This is a genomic window from Paraburkholderia dioscoreae (assembly GCF_902459535.1).
GTDB lineage: Bacteria > Pseudomonadota > Gammaproteobacteria > Burkholderiales > Burkholderiaceae > Paraburkholderia > Paraburkholderia dioscoreae.
In genome coordinates, this window is the sequence record NZ_LR699554.1 from 1,190,031 (window position 1) to 1,215,830 (window position 25,800).

The window sequence follows — 25,800 nt, forward strand, 5'->3', positions numbered from 1 at the left end:
GACTACGAAGCCACGGAAGCCGCGCCGGGCGCGGACGCCGCCCGCGTGGGGCTGGCAGCGGGCTCGGGCGGCGGCGCCAGCGGCGCGGCAGCCGAAGAAGCGCCCGCCGCTCCCGCAGCCGGCCGGGTCGCGGATGCCTTGATCTTCACGCCGTCGCTCAGGCGGTCCATGCCGTCGGTGACGACCACGTTGCCGGCGGCGAGCCCCGACGTGATCACCGTATGCTGGCCGTCGCCCGGTCCCAGCGTGACCTTGCGCACCGACACCGTATTGTCGGCGTTGACCAGATAGACGTAGTCGCCGGGCGCGCCGCTCTGCACCGCGGGAGTCGGCACCAGCACCGCGTTCTGCAGCGTGTCGACCAGCAGCTTGACATTGACGAACTCGTTGGGGAAGAGCGCCTCGTCCTCATTGGCGAAAGTGGCGCGCAACGTGACCGTGCCGGTCGCGGTCGCCATCTGGTTGTTGATCGCGTACAGCGTGCCGGTCGCGAGTTGCCGGGAATTGTCGCTGCTGAACACCGTGACGGGCAGTTGCGCGCCGGAGTTGGTGCGCCTAAGCACTTTGCCGAGAGCGGTTTGCGGCACCGTGAATTCGACCGTGGTCGGTTTCATCGTCGTGATGACCGCAATGCCCGGCTGACTCGACGCGGTGACGTAGTTGCCCGGATCGACGAGGCGCAGCCCGACCCGTCCCGACACCGGCGCGGTGATGTGGCAATAGATCAGATCGAGCTCGAATTGCGCGACGTTGGCTTCGTCGGCCTTGACCGCCGCTTCGTCCTGCTGGACGAGAAACTGCTGATCCGCATAGGTCTGCTCGGCGATCGACTTGCGTTCGTTGAGTTGCGTAAAGCGCGCGAGATCGGCGCGGGCCTGGGCGAGCGCCGCCTTGTCCCTGGCGAGTTGCGCCTCGGCCTGGCGCTTGCTGATTTCAAACTGGCGCGGGTCGATTTGCGCGAGAAATTGCCCTTTCTGGACGTCCTGCCCTTCGCGGTAGCCGACGGCGGTCAGATAGCCGCTCAACTGCGGCAATACCGTCACCGTGGCGACGGGCGTCACCGTGCCCAACTCGCTCAGCGTTTCCGGCATGGGTCCGGTGGTCGCGGCGGCGACCGTCACGACCTGGGGCGCCACGCCGGGCTTGGGCGACTTCGAGCGCAGCAGCCGGAAGGCCACCAGCGCGATCAGCGCCAGCACCACGACCGCCAGCACGACGCGGCCTCGCCGCCCACGCTTGACCGGGATTGACGGCGCTTCGCTCATGAGGGTCTCCCGCCAGCCCGGTTGCGTCCGGCGAGCGTCGTCCATGAACGGCTGGGCCAATTGCTATTGAAGAGCGCCATGCGAACTCCCAGGAGGGGCATCGCCGTTGCCGGCGACAGGAATCCAGACAATCAGTAGCAGAGTCTATCCGACTCTGGCGCTTATTCTCGCGAGATCGGCTGGAGGGGGGTTTCGGTTTGTTACGGCCGACCGGTCCGGCCGCCGCGCCGTGCCGAGGTGTAACGGCGTAATCTCGCGCAACACAATCGCGGGCCTGAATGCCTGGCCGGCGTTGATTCATATTGGATAAGTGGCTGAGGCCGGGTGGTGCTTCCCCCTTTTTCCGCTAGCGCGATACCATATACTTCCAGATTCCAACCGGTCCGGCGGTTGCCTCGGCAAGCCGTTTCTTATCTTCTGCGAAGTGGGCTCCAATCACTTTCGACACGCTGGGAATGCGATGAGTGACACCATGCAGGCGCCGTTTTCCATTCTCTTCGTCGACGACGACGAGATGTCGCGCAACCACTTCGCGCGGGCCATGAACGCCGATTACAACGTGCACGTCGCCCAGTGCGCGGACGAGGCCATGACCGTGCTGGGCAAACACGGCGCGGAGATTGCGGTACTGGTTACGGACTTTCGCATGCCGGGCGGCGATGGCGACGAACTGCTGCGCCAGGTGGCGCTGGAATATCCGCAGATCGTGCGCATTCTCGTGACCGCCTACGCCGACAAGGACATGCTGCTGCAAACGGTCAATACGGGCGACGTGTTCCGCATCCTCGAAAAGCCGCTGCGAACGGACATGGTGCGCGAGGCCCTGCAACTGGCGAGCGCGCGCTACACGGAGCGGGAAACGCGTCAGCAGAGGCTGCTGGCAATGGACGAAACGCTGGCTTTCCTCGCCCACGAACTGAATACGCCGCTCGCAACCATCTCGCTGTTCGCGCGCTCCGTCGAGAACGACGTGGCCGCGCAATACGATCCGGAGCGCCAGCGGGAGATCGGCCTCGCGGCAACCTCGATGCTGAACAACGCGCAGTATTGCCTGACGCTGATCTCGTCTTTCTGGGCAACGGTGCACAAGAGCGGCGGCCAGCAGTCCGCGTCGGGCGGCGCCACGCGCGCGGTCAGAGCCACCCGTTTGATCGCCACGCTGCTCGACACATATCCGTTCGTCGCGTTGCAGCGCGACTGGATCAAGGTCGAGGTGGAAGGAGATTTCGTCGTGCATGCCATGCCCAACTGCGTGGCGCTCGTGCTGTCTTCGCTGCTGTCCAACGCACTGCGCGCGCTCGACGGCAGAAGCGCGCCTTCGTTGCGCCTCGAGGTCGCGGCTTTCCCCGAGCACGAGATCCGCATTCGCGACAATGGGCCGGGGATCGCGCCGGAGATAAGAGCGCGCCTGCTGCAGGATCCGGTTACCACTTACTCCGGCGCCGGCGGCCACGGCATGGGCATGATCTTTTGCAACCGCATCATGCAATCTTTCGGCGGATGCCTGCGGATCGAATCGACGGTCGGCGCGGGCACCACGGTGACGATGGGCTTTCCCGGTTCCAACGGCCGCGTGCACACTGCGGGCGACGAAGAGCCGTCCGACACTCAACTGGCCTCGCGATAAGATCGAATGGCCGTCATGGCCATTCATCGCTCAGGAGATCGCGATGTTCGCGGCGTGCGCTGGCTGAAGCGAAATACGCCTGCAGCGCGTCGGTCGAACGCTCGCTCAAGGTGCCGATGCGCGTGAGCCAGTCGGCTTCCGCGGGCCATTCGTCTTCCACCAGCCGCGCATAAATCTGCCGCACGAACTGATGCAGCGCTCTTGCGCCGATGTTGCCGCTGACGCCGAGCAGAAGGTGCAGCGCGCCTTGCGTCGATTCGAGGTCGACGGCCGCGACACTGGCGCCGAGCCGCGTCACCAGCAGGCGAATCTGCTCGATGCCTTTGAGGAACGATTCGTCGAGCAGATCGAGCGACACCAGTTCTTCGAGGTGCTTCTCGTCGAGCAGCGTGCTTTCCGTCATGACGGGAGGCTTGCCGGCCAGCGTGGCCGCCGGCACTGGTAATGAACCGGTCTCCGCCGGAACAATGCCGCCGCGTTGCCGTGCGAACTGCCGCGCGAGGCACGCATAGAGCGAGCCGCCTTGCAGGGGTTTTATCATGACTTCGTTCATGCCCGCGGCGAGACACGTCTGGACTGCCTTGATGTCCGACTGGCTGGTCAAGGCAATGATCGGCACGGTGGCATACGAGTCGGCGCGGGCACGAATCAGCGCGGTCGTTTCCACGCCGCCCATGCCCGGCATATTCATATCCATGATGATGGCGTCGATCACGCCGTCGCCCTGCAGGTGCGCAAGAACAGCCTGCCCATGCTCGGCTTCGACCACGCTCGCGCCGCATCGCTCCAGATAGCCTTTGGCGACCAGTCGGCTGTACGTGTCGTCGTCCGCGACCAGGATCGATTTGCCGGAGAACGCGTCGGATGTCTGGTTCAGATGGTGCCGGTTGCCGCTTTCGAACAGCGTCTGCAAAGACGTGATCAATTCGAGCACGCTGCAGGATTTGCTGATGATTTCATCCATGCCGGCTCGCCGGGCGAGCAACCGCACCACCGTGCCGGGCTCCGCGGTGTAAGCGGCAATCAGCACGTTCCAGCTCGGATCGCCGTGACCGGCGCGAATTCTCTCGGTGGTCCTGTAGCCGTCCAGAACCGGCATGTTGATGTCCATCAACACGAGGTCGTAGGGAACCGACTCGCGCAGCACGGTCAACGCGATCGCGCCGTTTTCCGCCTCGCTCACGTGTGCGCCCACTTGCGCCAATGCACGGGAGGCTCGCGCGCGCTGACCGGCGTCGTCGTCCACGATGAGAATGCGTTTGCCCTTGAAGAAGGGCGCGGCGTGTTCCAGGATACGACGCTCGTAGTCCGCGATTTCGCTCTTCGGAACCACGGGAAATTGCAGCGTGAATTCCGTGAATGTCGCGAGTTCCGAGCGGCAGGTGATGCTGCCGCCGAAGGCGTGCATCGCACGCTGGCAGTAGGCGAGTCCCAGCCCTGTCCCAGCCGAATTGCCCGTCGTCCGGAAGGGCTCGAACAGGTGCGGTAGCATGTCGGGCGCGATGCCGGGACCGGTGTCGCGAACCACGACCGACTGTTGTTCGATCGTCAGCGTGAGCGTGGCCGCCGGGTGCGTGGCGATGTGATGCAGCGCGTTCTTGATCAGGTTGAACAGGGTGAACAGATAGACGGTTTCATCCACCTTGAAGGTGAAGTCTTCCCGTACCACAAGCCTGACCTTGTCGCGTTCTTTTTCGTCGCCGAAGCCGTATTCTTCCAGCGCCTTGCGCGTGGTGCCCGCCGCGCTCAGATAGCTCAGGCAATCCGGGCGAATGGGTTTCGCACTGACCTCGTCCAGCGTCATGGCAATGATGCGCAGGCCGCGCTCGATCGACAATTGCCCATGCGCGAGATGTCGATAGAGCGCCGCGGCGTCTTCGCGCGGCAACGCCGGCGACTGGTTGGACTCCCCTGTCGAAGGCAGTACTTCTTCCACGCGGTCCAGCACATACCGCAACTGGCTGAGCGGATTGCGCATTTCATGGGCGATCGAACCCGCGAGCGCCTGCAACGCGCGGTTCTTTTCCACGAAGATGCGTCCTTTGCTGATCGCATGGCTGAAGGCCATGCTGCACAGAACGACGACCGGCAGCAAGGCCAGATTCGACTGATCGGCCGCAGTCACGACAATCGGAACCGGGGAGCTGAGCACCGCGGCCAGGGCGCCGGAAAACACGCCAATGCCGATGCAGCCCATCAGTAAAAGCGGATTGTCGATGCACAGCGCCAGAATGAAAATCATCATGACCTCGGTCATCATCCACATGGTGGAGAATGAATTTCTGATCGCGAGGAAAGTGCAAACGAATGGCAATACGTAGATCAGGCAGCAATGCCAGTAAATCAGCAGGTAATGGTTGAACCGCTTTGGCCAATGCGCTTGGAAAATCAATGGAATGCAGACGAGCGCCGCACTCAATCGAAGGGCGAGGTTGTCGTAAGGCTGTGGCAGGACATAGGTCCACACTACATAGTAGATGGGGTGGCACAGGAGGCCCAGTGCGCCGCCCCAACGTATTGCAAACCGGCTTCGTTCCAGCACGTCCCGCATGCTCTCGCGCGGCATTCCCATCGGGCCTCCAGTGAAATCTACGAACTCATCAATTCCTGCTTGCCGCGAAGTTGCGCATCCAGCGTGATCGGCGAGCCGTTTTTCCCATGAAATGGGCCGACCGCAAAACCGTACTTTTTCAGCAAACTGTGCGTGTAGGAGACGGACCACACGGGCGGACTGCCGATGATGAAGTCGGACGCAATGCCTTCCTGCCAGGCGGAGTAACCTTCGGCGAAACAGGTGTAGCAATCGCGTGTGGTCGGCAGCCGGAACGGGAAGGTGGTGTTGAGTCCGGCAGGGCCACGGGCGAAGCACTCAATATATAGCGTATGACCGCGCGACGCGAGTTCAGCCTCGACGCTCGCGGCCCGGGGATGCGAGTCGTCGATCCAGAACTGCGCGCGCCTGAGGTCGGCCGCCGTGAGGTAGGGCACGCTGGTGCTGCTCGCCAGAATGGCGCCATCGAAGTCCGGCAATGGGGTGTTCGGACTGAACGTGTGTACCGAAACCCGGGTTTTGCCGAGCAGATCCGACGCCATCAACTCTTTGGCTTGCTCCGTGAGCAGGTTCACCTTGTCCGGCAGATCGATCAGAACGAGCTCGCGCGGTGCGTCCTTGTAGAGCGCGTATTTGGCCACCGTCGTGCCGAGCCGGCCGGCGGCGCCGAATAACGCCAGTTTTGTCTTGCCGAATTCGAGGTCGAGTTCATTGCAGCAGTGCATGGCCCAGTCTTTCAGCATGGCGGCGGTGGCGGCATGGCCCGTGGTGATATGCGGCGGCCTGGTGTCGCGCGGCAGCGCCCCGTAGTTGCACGCATAAGGCGTGGAGGCGCCCATTGCCACCATGTTCAAACCCGCCTGCCTTGCCAGCTCCAGGGCCGGGAAGAATTGCGTTTCGCGGAATCGCTTGATGCCGCGCGGGCTTCCAAGCCACAACTCGAGAGGAACCGGACAGGCAATATTGGCCCCGATGATCTGGGATCCCGAATAGATCGGCGATGCAATGAAAGGCTTCGTTCTCCAAAGCTCTTCTTCAAATGACGCGTTTCTATGCTTCACATTATGAAATGAAAACGAAAGCGTATCCCAGTCGGTAGCGTGAAATAAAAACCCGACTCCGCCTTGACCGGCGGGCAGATTATCCCGGATCTCTTCCGGGCTGATGGTGTGTTTGAGTGCCAAAGGGGCACTATTTTGAAGGTGGCCAACGCTGATTTGCTCGTCGGCATAGGTCAATACTTCGGCGTGAATAGAAGTTCTCATTTGATTTCCCTTAGGTTGAGCTCGCGCCGGAGAATCAGCGCGACAGTCGACCGACACGATTGATGGCCAACCCTTCAACTCTAGAGAAAACTGGTGCTGTGTGCCCGTCTGTTGGTTCGCATTGCCTGGAATGACGTTTTTTAACCAGGCGTGTTAGCAGATTAAAATCTTTCCAGTGGAATCATTTGATGGTGGAATTCCCGCCCTCTGTGCGGGAATTCGATGCCGGCGTTATGCCTGCCCGGCGGTGTATTGCGCCGGATACCACGATGTGAATTTGATCGCGGCGATCAGCGCGATCACTGATGCAATGACGCCCGTTGAATGGAGCGGCGCCGGCGCATAGGCCATTGCGATATCGGCCAGTACCAGGATGGCGAATGCGCCAGCCCATGCCGCACTGATCACGTAGTTGACATGGAGGAAATGCGCGCTGTTCCAATGCTCGCGATCGACGGTTTCGCGTGCGTATTGCAGCGTGAATGGCTGGCGCAATGCGATCGTGGCGAGAACGATCAGCGTGAGCCCCGTGTCGACACGCAGGCGCACCGCGGCGATGGACCATTGCACGTCGCTCGTCAGCGCATAGACGGCCAACGCGCCGAATAGCAGAACGGTGCCGACTTCCAGCAGCTTGACGTGGCGAGTCGGGCTCACGAAGTCGCGCAGCAGCAGTACGGCGGCGACGAGCGCACCGGCAATCAGTCCTGCCGGCGAACCGGCAACGCGTTCAATCACTGCAAAGGCGATGAACGGGGCAAATGTCAGCAAGAAATTCATTGTGAACTCCAGAGTGGTGAGATCTTCGCCTCGGGTTGGATGCTGAGCGCGCGCTTCGCGAAAGGCGGAGACGGAGGCGTTCATGTGAGGTGAAAACGTCAATATGTTTACAGTGGAAAGATTGTGCTTAAATTTTGGGCGCGAGTCAAGCGGAAATATCGAAGTGGGTCGGCGTGGCGGCGCATACGGTGATCCACGCAGCGGCCCGGTCCGGATTGATAAATGCCCGCCGCGCCGGCTCGGCTTATCCACAGAAATTGTTCATATCCTTGTGGACAAGTCCTGGCCAAGCGGGCTAACTGATTGAGCGCAGAGCGATTTCTTCGTCGTAACAGCGAATGCGCTCACTCCACCGGCGAGGCAAGCAGCGACACCGGCACACCGTGGCAACTCACCCGGGCGACGATCGCCGCGTCGAGGCCGGCACTGGATCTGGCGTGTGCATCGAACGAGGTCATCTCCCGGTCGACCCGCAGAATGTTGATCGGCCACGATGCCCGGGACAGCCGTTCGCGCGCGAAAGCGCCCACCCACAGCGGTTGGGTGGAGGTGCCTGTCTCCACCGCGTAACCGCTGGGCCAGAAGCGCAGCACGTCGCGCTCATCGCGTGTGCTGCCCGGACGCATGAAGACCAGCGACGACGGCACGCCGTTGTTCAGCTTCGGCAACACCGGCAGCGACACCGCCGCGACGTTGGGCGAGGCGAGCGAGAGCAGGCTGTGCGCCGATACGTCCGTTCCCTCGACCCAGCCCTGAGCGCGCAACTGGCCGCGGATCGAATCGAGGTTCGACGCCCACTGCAGCGTGAGCGGCTCCTTGCGGTCGCCGCCCATATCCGAGCGGTAGCAGGGCAGACGCTTCCACGTGGAGAGCGTCCATTGCGCCTGCGTGACCAGCACGGGCGGTGGGCGCAGCGCGGTATCCGGCAGCGGCGCGGGCATGGCGACGGCGAGTTGCACGCCCACACTGACCAGCATGACCAGCAGCACCACCACGGGCATGAACGTGCGCTCGGGCGGCGCCTCCGGGTGCCGCCAGATGGCTGTCAACGCAACGATCGCCACCCAGATGTACGCGAGCGCGGCGCCGCCGATCGCATCGGACACCCAGTACCTGCCGAAGTACAGTCCCGCGAGCGCGACCACGATCACCACGATCGTGCTCGCGGCCGCCACCAGCACACCTTCGAGCATGCCGACCCGGCGCGCCAGCAGGAACGCGAGGAAGCCGTACACGATGACGGTCGCGGCGACGTGATTGCTTGGAAACACATAGGCGCCGACCATCAGCTCGTTAGGCGGCGCGCGGTGCATCGCGAATTGCAGCACGAAGATCAGCAATTGGGAGAACACGACCGCGGCGAGCCAGTAACCGATGGTGCGCCAGCGCCGTTCGAGCAGCATCCACACGACGACCGTCACGATCAGCGCCATGAGCGTCATGTTGCTGCCGAGCGTCGACAGACCCGCGAGAACCGTATCGCTCCAGGGCGTGCGTACCGAGCGCAGGAAGTGATAGACGGAGAGGTCCACTTGCGTCAGCGGATCGCCGCTGATGACGTCGTCGAGTACGCCGAAAAACAGCGCGCCGGATACGAGCACGACCAGCGACGTCAGCAGGATGCTGCTGGCGTCCGGCGTCTGCGGGTCGAGCATCTTGCGCGCGAAACGGCCGAACGGCCCAGGGTGGCGGCAGGCCCAGCTTCCCACTTGGCGGCCGGCGGCGCTCGACCACGCATTGGCGTGCGAGAGCAGAACCCGCGCGGCGCGAAAACTCAACCAGACAATGCCCACCAGCAGCGCGATGATGACGACGAGCCGGAACGACACCGCGCCCGCCAGCAACACCGAGGCGCCGAATATCATGCCCGGCAGGATATGGGCGGGCGCCCAGATCAGCGCCGACAGCACGTTCATGCCGTAGAAACGCAGCGGCGGCATGCCGAGCATACCCGCCACCACCGGCACGATGGCCCGCAACGGACCGATGAAGCGCGCCAGAACGACGCTCTTGGCGCCATGTTTGCGGAAGAAGCGGTGGCCTGCTTCGAGCACTTCGGGATGTTTGCAGAACGGCCAGAACTGGATGATCCGGTGCTTGTAGCGGCTGCCGAGCCAGAAGCTCATGCCGTCGCCGGCGATTGCCCCCGCGATTGCCCACGCGAATACCCAGCCGAGGCTGAGCGAGCCGGTGCCGGTCAGCGCGCCGGCAAGGAACATCGCGGTGCTGCCCGGAATGAAGGTGCCGATAACGGCGATGGCCTCCAGAAAGGCCGCAAGGAAAATGACCGTGAGTGTCCAGCCCGGGTGGCCGGCCAGCAGATGCAGGAGGTGAACGTAGACGTGCTCCATCGTGCGCGATCGGCCGCTTCTGGCGTAACGATTGATCATAACGCGCACGGCAGCCGTCTTATTCCTTTTTGGAAACCGGCATGTGGTGAAACCGGCCGCGGATTCGCGAAGCGCTCAGCGAATCGCCGGAGGTATCGCGCCGCGGTCGTCGAGCCCTGATTTTCGGTGCTGAACGAAGCGGGGCGGGCGTCGTCATACTGTTCGAGTGGCCCGCAATGTTGAGATCGCGGCCGCGCAATTCGACGGTGTAACGGAGTGGAATATGACGACAGTAAAGGGCGGTATCGTAGCGACGGCACTGATGCTCGGCTTCGCCGCGGCGGCGCACGCGCAGTTGGTCGCCCGACCAGGCAATGCGGGAGCCGGCGGCATGAGTGGCCTGCAATCCAGCGGGATCGGCAACATGAGCGGGGCGCCGGCAACGGGCCTCGGCACGAGTCCGGCACCGGCCGTGGGAAGAGTAGGCGGCGCGGGAACCGGCCCCGCACTCAGTAACATGAGGGCAAACGGCACCAGCCTGAACATGAACCCGGACCCGCGTGCGCCGAATCTCGCCGGCAAGGCGTTGCCGCAGAATTAGTCAGCAAAAATGCGCGCGTCCATCGCATGATGGCGGCGTATAAAATGCACGCCTCAGGCAAGCTGATCCGGTTCGAAACAGGGAGGTTGGCATGGCGTATGGCGAGCACGAATACAAGGTATCGGTGCAGTGGACCGGCAATCGCGGAAGCGGCACTTCGGGATACCGCGACTACGGGCGCGATCATGTGATTGCCGCAGGCAGCAAACCCGAGCTTGCCGGTTCATCGGACGCGGTCTTTCTCGGCGACGCGAAGCGTTGGAATCCGGAGGATCTGCTGGTCGCCTCGGCCAGCGCCTGCCATCAACTCTGGTATCTGCATCTGTGCGCGGATGCCGGCATCGCCGTGACCGCATATCGCGACAACGCCGAAGGCACCCTGCTCGACGATCCGAAGCAGGGCCGTTTTTCACAGATCGTTCTGCGCCCGCATGTTGTCATTCGCGCGGGCGGCGATGTCGAACTCGCCGCGCACCTGCATCATGTTGCGCACGAGAAGTGCTATATCGCGAACTCGGTCAACTTTCCGATTCTCTGCGAACCGGTGATCGAAACGGACGGGCATTGAGCGGGGCGCGTCCGTTTTGATCTTCCGGATAGGGCATGCGCTGAAGTATGAAACCGCGCGGCGTCCGGCTGATTGGCGGGTAGGCCGAGACTGGCGCGGGCACGAGCAACGGTTTCAACGGCCACGACGCCACGGCGTGTTTTCGAAACACGCGCTTATGCAGCGGTGAAACATAGGCGGCGTCGTTTTGGATGGCTTTTCAACGATTGCCGTCGAGCAGATCGCCAAGCAGTTCGTCAAATGCGGCTTGCGCATCTTCGAGTTCCTGCAGCGCGGCGTCGAACGTTTGCAACGCGAACTGCGAAGGGTTGCCGCTGCCGGCCGGCGGAAATTGCGACTGCAGCGACGCGAAGGCCGACTGCACCCGCTGCGTCGCGGTCAGTACACGCGCCATCGCGGCGGTTTCTTCGGCTCGCGCCTGTTCGTGATCCATGAAAAACTCCGAATTCGTCTGGTCGGCTCGCGCCGTTTCAAAGGCGTGACTATGCCACGTCCGCGCTCAGGATAGCGGCAGGCCGCCGTTGGCCTTTACCTCTCGCAACGACAGCGCCGATTCCACCGATGTCACGCCGGGCAGACTGCGCATCTCGTCGCGCATGAACGTGCCGTAGTCGTCGAGGTCGCGTGCCACCACCTGCAGGATGTAGTCGGCGCTGCCCGACACGTTGTGACACGCCAGAATCCGCGGGATGGCCTGCACCTCGCGCTCGAAGCGCGTCGCCACCGCGCGGTCGTGCACGGCAAAGCGTACATAAACGAAGGCCACCACGCCGAAGCCGAGCGCGGAGCGCGACAGCATCGCGCGGTACTGGTCGATATAGCCGTCGTTTTCGAGGCGCTTGAGACGGCGCGCGCACGGCGTTTCGCTCAGGCCGACCGTTTCGGCCAGCCGCGCATTCGACATGCGGCCGTCCGTCTGCAACGCGGCGAGGATTGCGCGGTCGGTTTTATCGAGGTCGGTTGTCATGGCGTTGGCAATGCTGATGGCGGATTGGAGGAAAAGATAGGCGTAAGTCAGAATGTTAGCGTATTCCCCCAAACTCAAAGCGGACCGGCCGGTAAATCGCCAACAAACTCTCCGTCGGCGATAGCAAGATAGAGGCCTGAAAAACAGGAGGCTTCGATGATTTCCGCACACCTGCTCGCCGTCTATATCGCAGCGCTTTTTGTCGTCTACGCCGTGCCTGGACCGGACATGGCGCTGCTGCTGCAAACCGGCATCGGACGCGGCGCGCGCAGCGGTTTCGCGGCTGCCGGGGGACTCGGTCTCGCGCGCGCAACCCACGTGACGCTGTCGGCATGCGGAGTGGCCGCGCTGTTGCGCAGCGCACCGTGGCTATACGACGTGGTGCGCTATGGCGGCGCGGTTTATCTCGCGTGGGTGGGCATCCAGATTTTTCGTTCGCCGGTGTTCGCGCTGCCTGATGCCGCCACTGCAAGCGGCGAGTCGCGCCCGCTGCGGGCTGCTTTTGTCAAAGGTCTGCTGACCAATTTGCTGAATCCGAAAGCGCTGTTGTTCTGTTCGGTGCTGCTGCCGCAGTTCGTGCGTCCGGAGGCGGGGCCGGTGGCTTTGCAGATGGTCGAACTCGGCCTCGTGTTGCTCGCCATAGGCGCGTGTTTCGACGCGATGTATGCGATCGGCGCCGCCCGCATCGCCACCTGGATGCGGGCTCATCCGCTGGCGCAAACGCTGCAGCGCTGGACCTTCTCGGCGGCGCTGATCGGGTTTGCCGTGCGGCTTTCGCTGGACTGACTTTCGCTGGACCGATATGGCGCGACGAGCCTGACGCGGATCGTCGCTGCACGGGGAGGGCCGAGGCCGCTCACCGGCTCAGCTTATGCTCGCGCCGCGAGCGGTCCTCGATGATTTTCCTGCGATGTTTGTCTTTCATCTTCTTCCAGCTTTTGCATTCGTCGCGGGTGCGCAGGCAGCCGACGCAGAAACCGGTTTTGCTGTCGAACTTGCAGATGTCGATGCAGGGTGACGCAATACTCATGGCGAAGGGCAATTAAAGAGAGAACCCGCAGACTCTCGCATGCGCCATGCCCGCGCGCAAAGTGATTGTGTTAATAAAGCCGATAGAGTGCCGCGCATTCTCTGTGGCATCACCATCACTTACTGCACCCATCAATGAAGACTTTTCTGCTTTATGCCGTGACCGCCGTTGCTGAAATTGTCGGCTGCTATTTGCCGTGGCGGTGGCTGAAAGAGGACGGTCCGATCTGGCTGCTTGTACCGGGCGCGCTCAGCCTCGCGTTGTTCGCCTGGTTGCTGACCTTGCATGGCACCGCCGCAGGCCGCGTGTATGCGGCTTACGGCGGTGTGTATGTGGCGGTGGCGATTGTCTGGCTATGGTGCGTCGACAAAGTGCGGCCCACGCTGTGGGACGCGGCAGGTGTCGTCTTTACGCTGGCCGGCATGGCGATCATTGCGTTCCAGCCGCGTATGTGAAATTGCCGGGGCGTGGCCCACGCCTTTTTTGCCGCCTCACGCAAGCGCGGCTCGTCAACGCTCATACCGCATATGCACAAGCCGCGAGGTCATGCAGACGCGTGCTTTACTTGATACCTACTTGATACCGCCGAGATAGTCGAGCTTGCCGAGTTCCACACCGTTGTGACGCAGAATGTCGTACGCCGTCGTGATGTGAAAAAAGAAGTTCGGCAGCACGAAACCGAGCAGATACGACAGGCCCGTGAACTCGATCGGGCCCGTGCGCATTTTCAGCGTGATCTCGCGCTCTTCCGAGCCGTCGATCTGTGCCGGCTTGAATTCCTTCAGATAATCGATCGTCTTTTGAAGGCGGGCATGCAGTTCTTCGAAAGTCTGTTCGACGTCTTCGTACTTCGGCGCTTCGACGCCGGCCAGACGCGCGGCGCAGCCCTTCGCGGTGTCGCTCGCGATATAGACCTGGCGCGTCAGCGGCAGCATATCCGGCGCGAGCCGGCCGGTGGTGAACACCGAGGGCTCGATCTGTTTCGCGGCGGCGTGCGCTTCGGCCTTGCCCAGAATGACCTGCAGGTTCGTCAGGCCGCGGATCATCACGGGCAATGATGCTTGATACATCGAAATTGACATGGGGCTTCCTCTGATTCTTTGATCGTGCGCGCGGCTGGCGCGCGAGGCAATGTAACGGCTGGATTGCCGCTGCAGCATCATAGCGCGAGCGGCGAAGTACCCGTATGGATGCGACTCGCCGTTAGCCATCCGGACAACTGCCGCGCACGCCGGAACTGTGTTCGAATGGATTGGTCGGACGGTTTGACGCAGTCCCTGAAACAGTAACTTGCCGCCGGCTTCAGGCAATGAGGTTGTGCAGGCGCGTGGCGTGCTGGGTCCACTGTGTGGAGCGTACCGTCACGCTAACTGGAGAGTCGACATCATGGTCAACAAGCACCCGCTGCCAGGCAGTGAACGAACCGTGGAACAGGGTTCGAAAGTCGTGGGGCAATGCGATCCGGCGGAGCGGATCGAGGTGTTCGTCATGTTGCGCCGTCAGCAGCAGGCGCAGTTCGACGCGCTGATGAGCAGGATCGAAGCCGGCGATCCGGGCGTCAAGCCGATCTCGCGCGAGGCACTCGCAAAAGACTACGGCGCCGCGCCGGACGACATCGCCAAGGTCAAGGCCTTTGCCACCGAACACGGCTTGACGGTGGTGCGCGAGGATCCGGCCGCGCGCTCGGTCGTGCTGGGCGGCACGATCGCCCAGTTCCAGAACGCGTTCGCCGTCAAGCTGGAGCATTACGAACATCACACGGCCGGCCAGTTCCGTGGCCGCACCGGAGCGATCAGCGTGCCGGACGATCTGCACGGCGTGGTGGAAGCCGTGATGGGCCTCGACAACCGCCCGCAGGCACACCCGCACTTTCGCATCCGGCCGCCGTTCCAGCCGGCGCGGGGTCGTCAGGTTTCCTTCACTCCGCCGCAACTCGCGTCGCTCTACCATTTTCCGCAGGGCGACGGCGGCGGCGAGTGCGTCGGCATCATCGAACTGGGCGGCGGGTATAACACCGCCGATCTCAAGTCCTACTTCGCGAGTCTCGGCGTTGCGTCGCCCACGGTGAAGTCGGTCGGCGTCGATCAGGGCAGCAATCAGCCGAGCGGCGATCCGAACGGGCCGGACGGCGAGGTCACGCTCGATATCGAGATCGTCGGCGCGATCGCGCCCGGCGCGAAGATCGCGGTGTATTTCACGCAGAACAGCGACGCCGGTTTCATCGACGCGGTGAGCCGCGCGGTACACGATGCGACCAACAAGCCGTCGGTGATATCCATCAGTTGGGGCGCACCGGAGTCGAACTGGACCAGCCAGTCGTTGCAGGCCTTCAACGGCGTGCTGCAGTCTGCGGCGGCGCTCGGCGTCACAGTGTGCGCGGCGTCGGGCGACAGCGGTTCGAGCGACGGCGCGAGCGGCGGCGACCAGGTGGACTTCCCGGCGTCGAGCCCGTATGTATTGGCCTGCGGCGGCACGAACCTCACCGCGTCGGGCACCTCGATCTCGCATGAGGCAGTGTGGAACGACGGCGCGGATGGCGGGGCGACCGGCGGCGGGGTGAGCCATGCCTTCTCCGTGCCGGCGTGGCAGAAGGGCTTGTCCGCCACGGCGTCTGGCGGCGGCAAGAAGGCGCTCAGCGGACGCGGCGTGCCGGACGTCGCGGGCGACGCGTCTCCGGTGACCGGTTACAGCGTATTGATCGACGGTACGCAGACGGTGGTCGGCGGCACCAGTGCGGTCGCGCCGCTGTGGGCCGCGCTGATCGCGCGCATCAATGCGGTGAAAGGGCAGCCGGCCGGTTTTATCAACCCCAAGCTGTACAAGACGCCGGGCGTATGCAACGACATCACGCAAGGCAATAACGGCAGCTTCGCGGCATCGGCGGGCTGGGATGCCTGCACGGGCCTCGGCAGTCCCAATGGTCAGAAGGTGGCGGCCGCACTATAGTCTGCAACACACGCCCCGAAGCAGGTCCGCCTGCGGGTTCACTTGCAGGTCCGCTTTGGGGGCGACGTACAAGACGTGAACGAACCCATGGAGCGATCATGACGAATACCGAGTCAGCTTCCGTTAGTCCGCAGTCGTCGCACAATTCTCATGCTTCGGCCGCACCGGCTGCCGCCAGCACGCCGCACAAAGCCGGCGATCAGCCGTTCTTCGATCCGGTCGCCTACGGCAATGGGCCGGACGATTCCGTCACCGATACAACCGAAACTGCCGCGATCACGCATCATTCCGTGACCATCGGCGGCCACAAGATCAACTACACGGCGACAGCGGGTCATCTCGTCATCGTCGATCCGAGCAGTTCGCAGCCGGAAGCCCGGATGTTCTATGTGGCGTTCACGCAGGACAGCCAGAAGGAGGAGGCCCGCCCGGTAACGTTCTTCTACAACGGCGGGCCGGGGTCGTCGTCGGTGTTCGTGCTGCTGGGCTCGTTCGCGCCGCGCCGCATCAAGACGTCGATGCCGAGCTTCACGCCGCCCGCACCGTATTCGATGGAAGACAATCCGGACAGCCTGCTGGACAAGAGCGATCTCGTCTTCATCAACCCGGTCGGCACCGGCTACTCGGCGGCGATCGCCCCGAAGAAGAACCGCGACTTCTGGGGCGTCGATCAGGACGCCGACTCGATCAAGCAGTTCATCAAGCGCTTTCTGACAAAGAATAACCGCTGGAATTCGCCCAAGTACCTGTTCGGCGAGTCGTACGGCACGGCGCGCAGTTGCGTGCTGGCGTACCGCTTGCACGAAGACGGCGTCGATCTGAACGGCATTACGCTGCAATCGTCGATTCTCGATTACACGCAGTCCGGCAACCCGGTCGGCGCACTGCCCACGGCGGCCGCGGACGCCTGGTATCACAAGAAGCTCGGCATCGCGCCGCGGCCGACCGATCTCGGCACGTTCGCCGAAGAAGTGGCGCAGTTCGCGCGCACCGACTATCTGGCCGCGCTGCGCAAATTTCCGGCCACGGACTCGGCAACGGTCGAAAAACTCAGCGAATACACCGGCATCGATAAAACGACCCTGCTTGCCTGGAGTCTGGATATCGCGTCGTATGACAGCCGGGGTAATTCGCTCTTCCTGACTACGCTGCTGAAGTCCAAAGGTCTCGCGCTCGGCGAGTATGACGGCCGGGTGACGGCGATCGGCACGGGCATTGCCGGCAAGATCGACCCGAATTCGGGCGGCAACGACCCGACCATGACGGCGGTCACCGGCGTCTATACGACGATGTGGAACGTGTATCTGAACGAGCAGTTGAAGTACACGTCGAATTCGTCTTTCACCGACCTGAACGATCAGGCCTTCCAGTACTGGGACTTTGGCCACATCGACCCGACGGGCGCGCAGAAGGGCGTCGACGCGAAGGGCAACATCATCCTGTACACGGCAGGCGACCTGGCGGCGGTGATGGCGCTCAATCCCGATCTGAAGGTGCTGTCGGCAAACGGCTTCTTCGACTACGTCACGCCGTTTTATCAGACCGTGCTCGATCTGCAGCAAATGCCGCTGCTGAGCCAGCAGGTCCGGCAGAATCTGTCGGCGCGCTTTTATCCGTCGGGGCATATGGTTTATCTCGACGGCGGGTCGCGCACCGCACTCAAGGCAGACCTCGCGAAGATGTACGACACGACGGTGTCCGACACGCAGGCGCTGACGCGTATCCGCGCGCTGCAGGCGCGGGTGCCGAGGTAGCGGCATATTGACGTAGGCGCGACGTGTCGTGGGCATCACGCCCGGGGCGACGAACGCAGCGGTATTGGCAGGCGGCTCTGGCCCGGCGGCGCATCCGGATTGGGGGTGCGGGCGTGCTGGCACGGTGGTGGCGTCGCCGGTTTCGACCGCTTCTGAAATCCGCAATGTTCGCCCGCAGGTTGCGGAAATGGCCTGCTGTTGTTACTTATTCATATTGAATGTGTTTTAATTGGTCTGCGAATTGAACTATTGCGTGCCGCTCCCGGTGCGCCGACGAATGAACGCAGGCATTGCAGACAGGCGTCGCACTCACCACTTCCGCGACCCGACCGGCAGTACATATGAAACGGCTCCGCCGGCGCCCATCCGTCGGCGCGGCGTGGCGCGTCCTCTGCGCGGCGCGCGCATTGCGCTCGGACTCGCACTCGGCTCTGCGGCATTGCTTGCGCTGTGCATGGGCGAAGCCCGCGCGCAAGATGCCGGGATGCTCGACGAACGTGTCACACAGCAATCGGTGGGCGAGACGATTTGCCGCCCCGGCTATGCCGACACGGTTGCGCCGCCGTTCGACGAACTGATGGCGCGCAAAGACCGCCTGCTTGCCGCGCGCGGCATCGACGCGGACAACGGCGTGGCCTTTGCGCTCGACCGGCGTGTGCCGATCGTGCTCGGCGGCTCGCCGGACGCACCTTCGAATCTCGATCTCCTGCCGTGGGCGGGCCAGCAGGGCGAGCGCCGCAAGGCGCGCGCGGCGGTCATGCTCAAGCGCTGCGTTTGCGAAGGCAAATTGAGCCTCGCCGAAGCGCAGGCCGCGATTGTCGGCAACTGGTCGGTGGTTTACTCGGGTTTCAGTCAGACGTCTTGCGACATCAGCCGGCTCGACGTCGCCACCGGCGGCGACAATGGCCGCAGCGGCGGACACGACAATCCGCCATGAGGATGGGCGCGGCCGGTTAGGGCGGCCGGTTCGCCCGGGTCGCACGCTTTCGTTCATTCGCACGGCTTGCGGTTGCAAGCCGTGGCCCCATTCCGTTTTCGGAGAATCATCATGATCCATTCACGTCTTGCCGTCATGGCGCTTTCTTTGGGCTGTCTGTTCGGCAGCACCGCCGTGTTCGCCGCGGAGCCGGTGCGCTGCGGCGAGGCCGACACGCTGCACATTCGCGGCGACGTGCCGGCGGCAATCAGCTTTGACGTGTATCGTCAACTGCGACCGTTGAGCGCGCAACGTATCGCGCTGTTCCAGTCGGCCGGCGAGGTGAAACGCCTGCCTGACGGTCTCGCAGTATGCGAAGTAGCCGACGACGGCGTCGACGATCCGTCCGCGGTGCTGGTTCAGTTGCCGCAGGGCAAGAACGCGTGGTGGGTGAGTTCGGCCAATGTGCAAGCGGCGGACTGATCACGACGATCAGCCCGCCTTTTGCGCACGTTCCCCGTAGGATGCCGCAGCAAAGCGTGAGCGCGGCCCGGTTTTTGCGCTCAGCGTTTACCACGTTCGGCGCGTTTGCCGGGCCAGTACCGGAAAATGAACAGCTGTATTGCTATTTTTGACGCCGCTTATTCAGGTACAGTGCATTAATGGCGGTTTTAGATCTGAGTTTGACGCCGCCGTCTCACATCGCTTTTGCTGCCGATTGTGGCTATCCTGAAAACAGGACGAAATTCGCAGGGGAGAATTAAATGGTTGCCTTCTATTTGTCATTGGCCGCCTTGGGTGCCGCCGGCACCGCATTGATCCGCCAACTCGCCGCCGCGCAGGCAAAACAGCGTGCCGCATTGCGCCCGGTGCGGGTGCAGGCCGCTGATCGCGGCACAGGGCGCAGCGCGCGCCGAGGGTAGGCTGCATGAACCTGATCGTTCGCAACATCGCGGAGTCGTGCAGCGAGCAGGAAGTGCGGGAGTTCCTCAAGCACGAACTCGGGCATTACGCGAAAAACATCGAGGTGGTCGACGCCGGCAAGCCGGGCGCCTACGCCACGGTCGAACTGGACGCCGAAGTGCCCTACGTGGGCGAAGTGATCGCGCGGCAGATTCACGGCAAGCAGTTGGGCGGCCTGACGCTGGAGGCCAGCGCCGACCTGTTCACCGACGAACCGCCAGCGTCTCACTGAAGAGGCGCGGTCGCGCGTACCCAAATGTGGCGCGCGACGAGCGCGCCTCGGCGGCCGCATTGCAGACGCGCCAACGCGCTCGTAAGGCAACGTCGCCGGCATATTGGCGTATCGCCTGCAACCCCCATCGCTTTTTTCAATCTTCGCTTGCCTGCACCGGCCAATCGAACGGCGTGTACGGCAACGCCCGCTTGTGACGCGTGACGTCGTAATAGCGCAAGATAGTCGCGCGCGCCGCATCGCTCACGGGTTTGCCCTCCAGAAAGTCATCGATAGCATCGTACGGAATGCCGTAAGCATCCTCGTCGGGCCGTTGCGGACGCAACATTTCGAGGTCGGCTGTCGGAACCTTGTGCGCCAGCTCTTCCGGTGCGCCGAGCGCCTTGGCCACCGCGCGCACGCGACGCTTGTTGAGTCCGGCGAGCGGCAGCACATCGGCACCGCCGTCGCCGAACTTCGTGAAGAAGCCCATCACCGACTCGGCCGCGTGATCCGTGCCGATCACCACGCCGGCCCGCGCACTGGCCACCGCGTATTGCGCGATCATGCGCTGGCGCGCCTTGATATTGCCGTGCACGAAATCCTGTTGCGATTCGTCGTTGAATAGCACGCCGCTCTTATCCAGCGCGGCGAGCATGGCATCGGCCGCGGGTTTGATGTCGATGGCGAGATTGTGGTCCGCGCGAATAAAGCGCAATGCCTGTTGCGCGTCGGCTTCGTCTTTCTGTTCACCGTAAGGCAGACGTATTGCGATGAATTGCGCTTCGTAATGTTCGGCACGCAACCGCTCGACCGCGAGTTGCGCAAGCCGGCCGGCAGTGGTCGAATCCACGCCGCCGCTAATCCCGAGCACATACGTTTTCAGGCCGTTGCTGCGCAGGTAATTCGCGAGAAAAGCAAGCCGGCGCTCGATTTCATATTCCGCGTCGAACGTGGGGCCGATATGCATTTCTTCAGAGATGCGCGCCTGGCATGCGACTGGATCGTGTGGCGTCATGATTCTCTTTGCTCCTTGCGCGCTCGCGCACAGGTCGAACGGTTAAACGTTGCGCGCGCAACAGCCGGATCAGGCGAAGCAGCGCGCTGCTTGTGATGAGGCAGTTCCTGTTTATGCGCCGTGACACATCCGTTCTTCGCGGTTTATCGCTGCTAATCGGCTTTAATTTGCCTTTGCGGCGCTTTTAATTCGCTGCTTTGTCCGGCAAATATGCCCGATTATTACGGCTATATGGCTGAGTCGTCGAATCTTTATCGACAGATCGCAATGTGCTTAGTAACATCCTCGTTCCGAGAGCGCCGCATAAGCCGGCGAGCAGACAATAATAATCAGGTTTTGCTCAACTACGCGATGAACTACCCCAACTGGCCTGGCCAGCCTGCACTGGACCGTGTGAGCTTCGCGTCGGTGGATCATGCGCGCGATGTTTCGTGTATGTCGTATCGACCTTCTGTGCGGAGCAGCGCGCGCGCATTGCCTTCTTTCCGCCGTCTGGCGGGGGCGTTACGGTTTGCATTGGGCGCCGTTTTTTGTGCGTTGTCCTGCGGCGTGGCGATCGCAGCCTCGGCACCCGTTGCAGCCTCGGCGCCGGGCGCGGCGAGTCGTCCGTCGGCGCTCGTTAATGCGTCCGCTGTCGCCGCGCCCGATGCCGCCGGCGTGGTCGACCCGCGTCGCGCGTTCATGCTGCGGGACGTGTTCGCGCAGAGCGTCACACGCAAGCTGAAAGTGCCGGCGGCGGATCAGCGAGCCTATGCCGACCGGTTGCAAGCTGCGCTCGGCGCGCACATGCTGGGCGACCTGTCGGGCGAGTATGTGGTGCTGGTCGATCGCAACGCCAACGTGCAGGCGCTCTTCATCTACTTTCGCGCCACGCCGGCCGACACCTGGCAGATGATCGGCGCGTCGCCGGTTTCGACTGGACGGCCGGGCGAGTACGACCACTTCGTCACGCCGCTCGGTGTGTTCGAGCATACCCCCGCCAACATGGATTTCCGCTCGGAAGGCACGCAGAACGAAAACCATATTCGCGGCTACGGCAAGCGCGACATGCGGATCTTCGACCTCGGCTGGGCGCAGGGCGAGCGCGGCTGGGGCAAAGGCGGTATGTCGCAGATGCGCTTCCAGATGCATGCCACCGACCCCGACCGGCTCGAACCGCTGCTCGGCATCCGTCATTCGAAGGGCTGCGTGCGGATTCCCGCATCGCTCAATACGTTTCTCGATCACTACGGCATTCTCGACGCCGAATATGCGGCGCTCGTCGAATCCGGTAAATCGCTGTGGGTGTTGAAGAGCGATCGCCAGGTGACGCCGTGGGCCGGGCGTTACATCGTCGTGGTGGATTCGGAGCGCAAGAGCCGCCCCGCGTGGGCGCCCGCGCCCGGCAGCAAGGCGCGCGCGAATGTGCCGGCCGGCGCGGACACGGCGGACTGATTCCGGCGGACTGATTCGCGGCCGCGCGATTCAGCGTGAGCGCGTCAGCAATACGCCGATCAGCGCTACGGCAAAGCCGGCGATCTGCACCGGCAGCAGCGTCTCGCCGAAGCCCGCATAACCTTCGAGCGCGGCGAGCGGCGGAGCGAGAAACATCAACGCGGTCGCACGCGCCGCGTCGCCGCGTCTGACCATCCACACGAGCAACGTGACGCTGATGCCGGAGAGCATCACGATCCCCCACGCGAGCGACGCCCACAACGTAGGCGACGCAATCCAGCGGTGCTCGCCGAGCGCCAGCACGAACACGCCCGCGACGAGCGCCGCGCCGAAGTTCTGCACCGCGCTCGCGCTGCGAATGTCGGCCCTGGCAAGCGAAGTTTTCTGAAACAGCGTGCCCGCTGTAATCGCGCCGACCGCGGCGATGGAGATCAGCACGACCAGCCAGCCGGGCGCGTTGCCGTGCGGTGTCGGTGCCGCGCTCGACGCCAGCTTCGGTTCGAGCACGAGCACGACGCCGGAGAGACCGAGCGCCATGCCGGTCCAGCCGCGCCGCGACAGCCTTTCGCCGAAGAGCGGCGCCGCGACGGCGGCCGTCGCCAGCGGTTGAAGCGCGCCGAGCAGCGCCATCACGCCCGCGCTCTGGCCTTGGGCGACGGCCCAGTAGCCGGCGCCGAGATACACGCCTTGCAACAGCGCGCCCGCCAGCAGATGTTTGCCGATGTCGCGGCCGCCCGGCCAGGCGGCGCGTGCAGCCAGCGCGGTCAGCGCGAAGATCAGCGCCGCGCCGCCGAAGCGCGCGAGCAGGAAGAGATTGGGATCAGCGTAAGGCGTGATCGCGCGGGCGACCACGAAACCGGTCGACCACGACACGACGAAGACGGCGGCGATGAAAGAAGCGAGCATCGGGAAAAATGGCTGGTGCGAAAAGGTGCGAAAAGGTGTGAAAAGCGGTGTGCAAAGCCGCCATCTTGTCGGAACGGTGCCATGCGCGTCTTGTTCGAAGCTGCAACCGGCGAGGCGGATCGGTGCGGGGTGGCTCGAACGGCGCGATACCGCCGTCACCATATCAGCAGCACAGTCCCTGCGCCGAGCGCGCCGCCGCACACCGCGCACGCCCACAGCAGCACGCGCGTGCGCCGGTACTCCCGGCCGATTTCCGCCACGAGCCGCGCATTCTGCTGCGGCGTGCGCGCGCGATCATGCTCATGCTGCAGATAGCGCACCGCGAGTTGCGGCATGCGCGGCAGCATATGCGCGAGGTGCGGCAACTCGTGGGTAATCCGCTTGATCCAGCCGCGGTGATCGATGTCGCGCCGTGCGATATCCGCCAGCACGCCGCGCGTGATATTCCACGTATCGGCGCCGGGATGCAGCGCGCGCGCCAGCATTTCGGCTTGCTGAAACGAGCGCTGCGCGGTCGCGAGCCGCGCGGGCACCGCGCCTTCGAACGGCTGCACCGCGTGCAGCAGGTGATGAAACAGCGGACCCGCCGAACGGTTTGCCGGCTCGGTGGCGAAATGCGCTTCGGCGCGCGTGCGCAACTCGGCTTCGAGCATCTCGGCGCGCGTATCCTGCGGCACGTGCCCGGCATCGCGATGCATGTCGGCGAGCCGCGCGTAGTCCTGGTCGAACAGCGCGCTCGCGCCGTGCACGAAGAACTCGCGTTCGTCCGTCGAGAGGCTCGACATGATCGAAAATTCCGCCAGGACGAGCCGCCCCAGCGTGTCCGGTTCGACGCTCACCCGCACGCGGCGCGCGTCGAGCGTAGCGTGAAAGAAGCCATGCTCGAACGCCTGCTCGGCGACCACTTCGACGATATGCGCGGCGAGCGGCGCGAGTTTGATGTGATGCGCATGCAGACCGGTCAGGTCGCTCGCCGGCAAGGTGCTGACGCGTTGCATCGTCAGCGTGTGGCTGGTGCAGAGATCCCAGATCACGTCCGGCACGACGATGCGCGCGTCGCCGTCGAAATGATGGCCGGTCTGGCTCAGATTGGCCGCTTCGGCTCGCAGATCGAAGCGGCGCAGGATGTCGTCCGTGAAGCTCTGCGCCTGCGCACGCAGGTGCAGGCGGCGCGCGGTGCCGGAAAGGTTCTCCAGCCAGCGCGCGACCCAGCGCAGCAGCGCGAGTTCGTCGCCGATCTGCTGCAACTGGTCGGCGCGCACCAGCTTGATCGCCACTTCGTAGTGGCCGTTCACCGGCGCCACCAGCCGTGCAAGATGCGTCTGTTCGGCGAAGCCGCCACGCACCGGCACCAGATCCACGGCGCTGAACAGCGTGGCGAGCGGCCTGCCGAACGCGCGCGCGAGCGCCTGTTCGGACTCGTGCGGCGGCAGCGGCGCTTCCATGTGATCGATTGCGTCGATCGCGTCGTGCAGGGTGCCGCTCGCGAGTTCGGGCCGTTCGGCCAGGGTTTGCGCGAATCGTCCCGCCAGCGGCCCGAGTGCCGGCAGCACGCGGCTCAGGCTCTGGCCGCTGCGCCCCGCCGCGTGCAGGCGGCCGGCCAGCTCGATTATCCAGTGCAGTTTGTGATCTGCCGGCGCGGCAAGCCAGATGAGGCGCGCCCCGTAACGCAGCGCGTGGAACAGCAGCAGTAGACGGCGAAACAGTGGCGGCATTGGTAGTTCGGTTTGCCGGCCGCGTGGCGTCCACAGCTATCGAGGGACATTCGCGCGCGGCCTGGGCGTTCAGGTTAGCAGGTAAGCGCGCCGGGAGGAGCATCGGCGCGCGACGCGTAATACAATACGCCGGCCTTCTCCAACCGTGGCGAAACCCAAGCGTGCCGGCTTCCGGCCTTTCATCGATGCTCGCAGAACAACGTCACCAATACATCCTGGCGCAAGTCGCCAAAACCGGCGCGCTCTCGGTCGCGGAGCTGGTGCGCGAACTGAACGTGTCGCGCGAGACCATTCGCCGTGACCTGAACGCGCTGGCCGGGCGCGGCCTGCTGGTCACCACTCACGGCGGCGCGCTGTCGAGCGACCGGCGCGAGCCCGACCTCGATACCCGTGAAGCCGCGAATGCCGGTGCGAAGCGCGCCATCGGCGAGCGCGCGGCGGAGTTCGTGCCGGACGGCGCGTCGCTGATCATCGATTCGGGCAGTACCACGCAAGCGGTGGCGCGGGCGTTGCTCGACCGGCATCGTTTGGCCGTGTACACGAACGACTGGCGGATCGCGCTGCTGCTAGGCCGCCGCAACGACAACCGCGTCACGCTGCTGGGCGGCGAGCTGTCGGATATCGAAGACGCCACCTTCGGGCTCGATACCGTCCATCAACTGACGCAGTACCACGCGGATTTTGCCTTCATCGGCGCGGGCGGGATCTCGCCGGACGGCTATCTGACCGACTACAGCCGCATGGCCGCCGAGGTGCGCAGCCGCATGATCGCCGCTGCCGACATGGTGGTGGTCGTCGCCGATCATTCGAAGTTCGGCCGCGTGACGCCGGTGCGCATCAACGGTATCGAGTCGGCGCGTTATCTGGTGACCGAGCTGGCGCCGGAGCGCGCTCTCGGCAAGGCGATCACGGCGCATGGTCCGGAAATCCTGATCGCCTGAGCGCCGCGGCTG

The 25,800-nt window shown here is 63.8% G+C and carries 24 protein-coding genes; 12 read left to right on the plus strand and 12 right to left on the minus strand.

All coding sequences use genetic code 11. The annotated features are described in order from the left end of the window. Positions 1–2: 2 nt before the first annotated feature. The gene (locus tag PDMSB3_RS25530) at positions 3–1,265 is read right to left on the minus strand and encodes an efflux RND transporter periplasmic adaptor subunit (RefSeq protein ID WP_007176807.1); all 1,263 of its coding nucleotides are present in this window, start codon (positions 1,263–1,265) and stop codon (positions 3–5) included. Positions 1,266–1,725: 460 nt separating this feature from the next. Here PDMSB3_RS25530 and PDMSB3_RS25535 point away from each other — a divergent pair, with 460 nt between their 5' ends. Continuing rightward, positions 1,726–2,892, plus strand: a complete 1,167-nt coding sequence (locus PDMSB3_RS25535) for a hybrid sensor histidine kinase/response regulator (protein ID WP_165188129.1) — start codon at positions 1,726–1,728, stop codon at positions 2,890–2,892. A 13-nt stretch (positions 2,893–2,905) separates the two neighbouring features. Here PDMSB3_RS25535 and PDMSB3_RS25540 read toward each other — a convergent pair whose 3' ends face one another. The 4 genes from PDMSB3_RS25540 to PDMSB3_RS25555 all read right to left on the minus strand — a co-directional run bounded on the left by PDMSB3_RS25540 (position 2,906) and on the right by PDMSB3_RS25555 (position 9,839). Continuing rightward, complete coding sequence (locus PDMSB3_RS25540) at positions 2,906–5,464, minus strand: ATP-binding response regulator (protein WP_007176809.1); 2,559 nt, start codon at positions 5,462–5,464, stop codon at positions 2,906–2,908. A gap of 17 nt (positions 5,465–5,481) precedes the next feature. Further along, positions 5,482–6,708 carry a hypothetical protein gene (locus tag PDMSB3_RS25545; protein WP_007176810.1) on the minus strand — a complete coding sequence of 409 codons (1,227 nt, stop codon included), beginning with the start codon at positions 6,706–6,708 and terminating at the stop codon, positions 5,482–5,484. 231 nt (positions 6,709–6,939) lie between these two features. Continuing rightward, positions 6,940–7,488 carry a hypothetical protein gene (locus PDMSB3_RS25550; protein WP_007176811.1) on the minus strand — a complete coding sequence of 183 codons (549 nt, stop codon included), beginning with the start codon at positions 7,486–7,488 and terminating at the stop codon, positions 6,940–6,942. Positions 7,489–7,832: 344 nt separating this feature from the next. Further along, positions 7,833–9,839 (minus strand): bifunctional DedA family/phosphatase PAP2 family protein, encoded by a 2,007-nt coding sequence (locus PDMSB3_RS25555; protein WP_165188131.1) that lies wholly within the window; start codon positions 9,837–9,839, stop codon positions 7,833–7,835. Between the two features lie 262 nt (positions 9,840–10,101). On the opposite strand from PDMSB3_RS25555, the gene PDMSB3_RS25560 reads away from it, so the two are divergent. Together PDMSB3_RS25560 and PDMSB3_RS25565 are read left to right on the plus strand one after the other, a co-directional pair. After that, a complete protein-coding gene (locus tag PDMSB3_RS25560; RefSeq protein ID WP_007176813.1) occupies positions 10,102–10,419 on the plus strand; it encodes a hypothetical protein in 318 nt (105 codons plus the stop codon). A gap of 91 nt (positions 10,420–10,510) precedes the next feature. After that, positions 10,511–10,987 (plus strand): OsmC family protein, encoded by a 477-nt coding sequence (locus tag PDMSB3_RS25565; RefSeq protein ID WP_007176814.1) that lies wholly within the window; start codon positions 10,511–10,513, stop codon positions 10,985–10,987. Between the two features lie 199 nt (positions 10,988–11,186). Here the strand turns inward: PDMSB3_RS25565 and PDMSB3_RS25570 are convergent, their stop codons facing one another. Both PDMSB3_RS25570 and PDMSB3_RS25575 read right to left on the minus strand, forming a co-directional pair. Next, positions 11,187–11,420, minus strand: coding sequence for a hypothetical protein (locus tag PDMSB3_RS25570; protein ID WP_007176815.1), 234 nt, complete (start codon positions 11,418–11,420; stop codon positions 11,187–11,189). A gap of 66 nt (positions 11,421–11,486) precedes the next feature. Next, positions 11,487–11,954, minus strand: a complete 468-nt coding sequence (locus PDMSB3_RS25575) for an Lrp/AsnC family transcriptional regulator (RefSeq protein WP_035517123.1) — start codon at positions 11,952–11,954, stop codon at positions 11,487–11,489. A 156-nt stretch (positions 11,955–12,110) separates the two neighbouring features. Between PDMSB3_RS25575 and PDMSB3_RS25580 the strand changes: the two genes are divergently transcribed. Further along, the gene (locus PDMSB3_RS25580; RefSeq protein WP_007176817.1) at positions 12,111–12,740 is read left to right on the plus strand and encodes a LysE family translocator; all 630 of its coding nucleotides are present in this window, start codon (positions 12,111–12,113) and stop codon (positions 12,738–12,740) included. Positions 12,741–12,810: 70 nt separating this feature from the next. Here PDMSB3_RS25580 and PDMSB3_RS25585 read toward each other — a convergent pair whose 3' ends face one another. Further along, positions 12,811–12,984, minus strand: a complete 174-nt coding sequence (locus tag PDMSB3_RS25585; RefSeq protein WP_035516551.1) for a DUF1289 domain-containing protein — start codon at positions 12,982–12,984, stop codon at positions 12,811–12,813. A 134-nt stretch (positions 12,985–13,118) separates the two neighbouring features. On the opposite strand from PDMSB3_RS25585, the gene PDMSB3_RS25590 reads away from it, so the two are divergent. Further along, positions 13,119–13,439 carry a YnfA family protein gene (locus tag PDMSB3_RS25590; protein WP_007176819.1) on the plus strand — a complete coding sequence of 107 codons (321 nt, stop codon included), beginning with the start codon at positions 13,119–13,121 and terminating at the stop codon, positions 13,437–13,439. Between the two features lie 117 nt (positions 13,440–13,556). On the opposite strand, the gene PDMSB3_RS25595 is transcribed toward PDMSB3_RS25590, so the two are convergent. Further along, entirely contained in the window at positions 13,557–14,066 is a 510-nt protein-coding gene (locus PDMSB3_RS25595) for a DUF1993 domain-containing protein (RefSeq protein WP_007176820.1), read from the minus strand. 304 nt (positions 14,067–14,370) lie between these two features. Between PDMSB3_RS25595 and PDMSB3_RS25600 the strand changes: the two genes are divergently transcribed. The 5 genes from PDMSB3_RS25600 to PDMSB3_RS25620 all read left to right on the plus strand — a co-directional run bounded on the left by PDMSB3_RS25600 (position 14,371) and on the right by PDMSB3_RS25620 (position 19,795). Next, positions 14,371–15,930: a S53 family peptidase gene (locus PDMSB3_RS25600; RefSeq protein WP_007176821.1), complete on the plus strand. Its 1,560-nt coding sequence runs from the start codon at positions 14,371–14,373 to the stop codon at positions 15,928–15,930. Positions 15,931–16,028: 98 nt separating this feature from the next. Next, a complete protein-coding gene (locus PDMSB3_RS25605; RefSeq protein WP_007176822.1) occupies positions 16,029–17,684 on the plus strand; it encodes a S10 family peptidase in 1,656 nt (551 codons plus the stop codon). Positions 17,685–17,961: 277 nt separating this feature from the next. Further along, positions 17,962–18,621, plus strand: coding sequence for a hypothetical protein (locus PDMSB3_RS25610; protein ID WP_007176823.1), 660 nt, complete (start codon positions 17,962–17,964; stop codon positions 18,619–18,621). A gap of 111 nt (positions 18,622–18,732) precedes the next feature. Then, on the plus strand, positions 18,733–19,083 hold the full coding sequence (locus PDMSB3_RS25615; protein WP_007176824.1) for a hypothetical protein: 351 nt from the start codon (positions 18,733–18,735) through the stop codon (positions 19,081–19,083). Positions 19,084–19,528: 445 nt separating this feature from the next. After that, positions 19,529–19,795, plus strand: coding sequence for an RNA-binding protein (locus PDMSB3_RS25620; RefSeq protein ID WP_007176826.1), 267 nt, complete (start codon positions 19,529–19,531; stop codon positions 19,793–19,795). A gap of 136 nt (positions 19,796–19,931) precedes the next feature. On the opposite strand, the gene nadE is transcribed toward PDMSB3_RS25620, so the two are convergent. Further along, on the minus strand, positions 19,932–20,792 hold the full coding sequence (nadE, locus tag PDMSB3_RS25625; protein WP_007176827.1) for an ammonia-dependent NAD(+) synthetase: 861 nt from the start codon (positions 20,790–20,792) through the stop codon (positions 19,932–19,934). Between the two features lie 435 nt (positions 20,793–21,227). Here nadE and PDMSB3_RS25630 point away from each other — a divergent pair, with 435 nt between their 5' ends. Next, positions 21,228–22,226, plus strand: a complete 999-nt coding sequence (locus PDMSB3_RS25630) for a L,D-transpeptidase (RefSeq protein ID WP_084747721.1) — start codon at positions 21,228–21,230, stop codon at positions 22,224–22,226. Positions 22,227–22,256: 30 nt separating this feature from the next. On the opposite strand, the gene PDMSB3_RS25635 is transcribed toward PDMSB3_RS25630, so the two are convergent. Together PDMSB3_RS25635 and PDMSB3_RS25640 are read right to left on the minus strand one after the other, a co-directional pair. Continuing rightward, positions 22,257–23,132 (minus strand): DMT family transporter, encoded by an 876-nt coding sequence (locus PDMSB3_RS25635; protein ID WP_165188133.1) that lies wholly within the window; start codon positions 23,130–23,132, stop codon positions 22,257–22,259. A 155-nt stretch (positions 23,133–23,287) separates the two neighbouring features. Beyond that, positions 23,288–24,847: an ABC1 kinase family protein gene (locus PDMSB3_RS25640; protein WP_165188135.1), complete on the minus strand. Its 1,560-nt coding sequence runs from the start codon at positions 24,845–24,847 to the stop codon at positions 23,288–23,290. A gap of 185 nt (positions 24,848–25,032) precedes the next feature. Here PDMSB3_RS25640 and PDMSB3_RS25645 point away from each other — a divergent pair, with 185 nt between their 5' ends. After that, positions 25,033–25,788, plus strand: coding sequence for a DeoR/GlpR family DNA-binding transcription regulator (locus PDMSB3_RS25645; protein WP_007176831.1), 756 nt, complete (start codon positions 25,033–25,035; stop codon positions 25,786–25,788). Positions 25,789–25,800 lie beyond the last annotated feature (12 nt).

Coding starts and splice junctions, on each gene's coding strand:
- PDMSB3_RS25565 (WP_007176814.1), top strand. CDS start 10,511: ATGGCGTATGGCGAGCACGAATACAAGGTATCGGTGCAGTGGACCGGC.
- PDMSB3_RS25540 (WP_007176809.1), bottom strand. CDS start 5,464: ATGGGAATGCCGCGCGAGAGCATGCGGGACGTGCTGGAACGAAGCCGG.
- PDMSB3_RS25580 (WP_007176817.1), top strand. CDS start 12,111: ATGATTTCCGCACACCTGCTCGCCGTCTATATCGCAGCGCTTTTTGTC.
- PDMSB3_RS25605 (WP_007176822.1), top strand. CDS start 16,029: ATGACGAATACCGAGTCAGCTTCCGTTAGTCCGCAGTCGTCGCACAAT.
- PDMSB3_RS25545 (WP_007176810.1), bottom strand. CDS start 6,708: ATGAGAACTTCTATTCACGCCGAAGTATTGACCTATGCCGACGAGCAA.
- PDMSB3_RS25535 (WP_165188129.1), top strand. CDS start 1,726: ATGAGTGACACCATGCAGGCGCCGTTTTCCATTCTCTTCGTCGACGAC.
- nadE (WP_007176827.1), bottom strand. CDS start 20,792: ATGACGCCACACGATCCAGTCGCATGCCAGGCGCGCATCTCTGAAGAA.
- PDMSB3_RS25595 (WP_007176820.1), bottom strand. CDS start 14,066: ATGTCAATTTCGATGTATCAAGCATCATTGCCCGTGATGATCCGCGGC.
- PDMSB3_RS25630 (WP_084747721.1), top strand. CDS start 21,228: ATGTCGTATCGACCTTCTGTGCGGAGCAGCGCGCGCGCATTGCCTTCT.
- PDMSB3_RS25635 (WP_165188133.1), bottom strand. CDS start 23,132: ATGCTCGCTTCTTTCATCGCCGCCGTCTTCGTCGTGTCGTGGTCGACC.
- PDMSB3_RS25610 (WP_007176823.1), top strand. CDS start 17,962: ATGAACGCAGGCATTGCAGACAGGCGTCGCACTCACCACTTCCGCGAC.
- PDMSB3_RS25600 (WP_007176821.1), top strand. CDS start 14,371: ATGGTCAACAAGCACCCGCTGCCAGGCAGTGAACGAACCGTGGAACAG.
- PDMSB3_RS25560 (WP_007176813.1), top strand. CDS start 10,102: ATGACGACAGTAAAGGGCGGTATCGTAGCGACGGCACTGATGCTCGGC.
- PDMSB3_RS25585 (WP_035516551.1), bottom strand. CDS start 12,984: ATGAGTATTGCGTCACCCTGCATCGACATCTGCAAGTTCGACAGCAAA.
- PDMSB3_RS25550 (WP_007176811.1), bottom strand. CDS start 7,488: ATGAATTTCTTGCTGACATTTGCCCCGTTCATCGCCTTTGCAGTGATT.
- PDMSB3_RS25645 (WP_007176831.1), top strand. CDS start 25,033: ATGCTCGCAGAACAACGTCACCAATACATCCTGGCGCAAGTCGCCAAA.
- PDMSB3_RS25620 (WP_007176826.1), top strand. CDS start 19,529: ATGAACCTGATCGTTCGCAACATCGCGGAGTCGTGCAGCGAGCAGGAA.
- PDMSB3_RS25590 (WP_007176819.1), top strand. CDS start 13,119: ATGAAGACTTTTCTGCTTTATGCCGTGACCGCCGTTGCTGAAATTGTC.
- PDMSB3_RS25575 (WP_035517123.1), bottom strand. CDS start 11,954: ATGACAACCGACCTCGATAAAACCGACCGCGCAATCCTCGCCGCGTTG.
- PDMSB3_RS25530 (WP_007176807.1), bottom strand. CDS start 1,265: ATGAGCGAAGCGCCGTCAATCCCGGTCAAGCGTGGGCGGCGAGGCCGC.
- PDMSB3_RS25640 (WP_165188135.1), bottom strand. CDS start 24,847: ATGCCGCCACTGTTTCGCCGTCTACTGCTGCTGTTCCACGCGCTGCGT.
- PDMSB3_RS25615 (WP_007176824.1), top strand. CDS start 18,733: ATGATCCATTCACGTCTTGCCGTCATGGCGCTTTCTTTGGGCTGTCTG.
- PDMSB3_RS25570 (WP_007176815.1), bottom strand. CDS start 11,420: ATGGATCACGAACAGGCGCGAGCCGAAGAAACCGCCGCGATGGCGCGT.
- PDMSB3_RS25555 (WP_165188131.1), bottom strand. CDS start 9,839: ATGGAGCACGTCTACGTTCACCTCCTGCATCTGCTGGCCGGCCACCCG.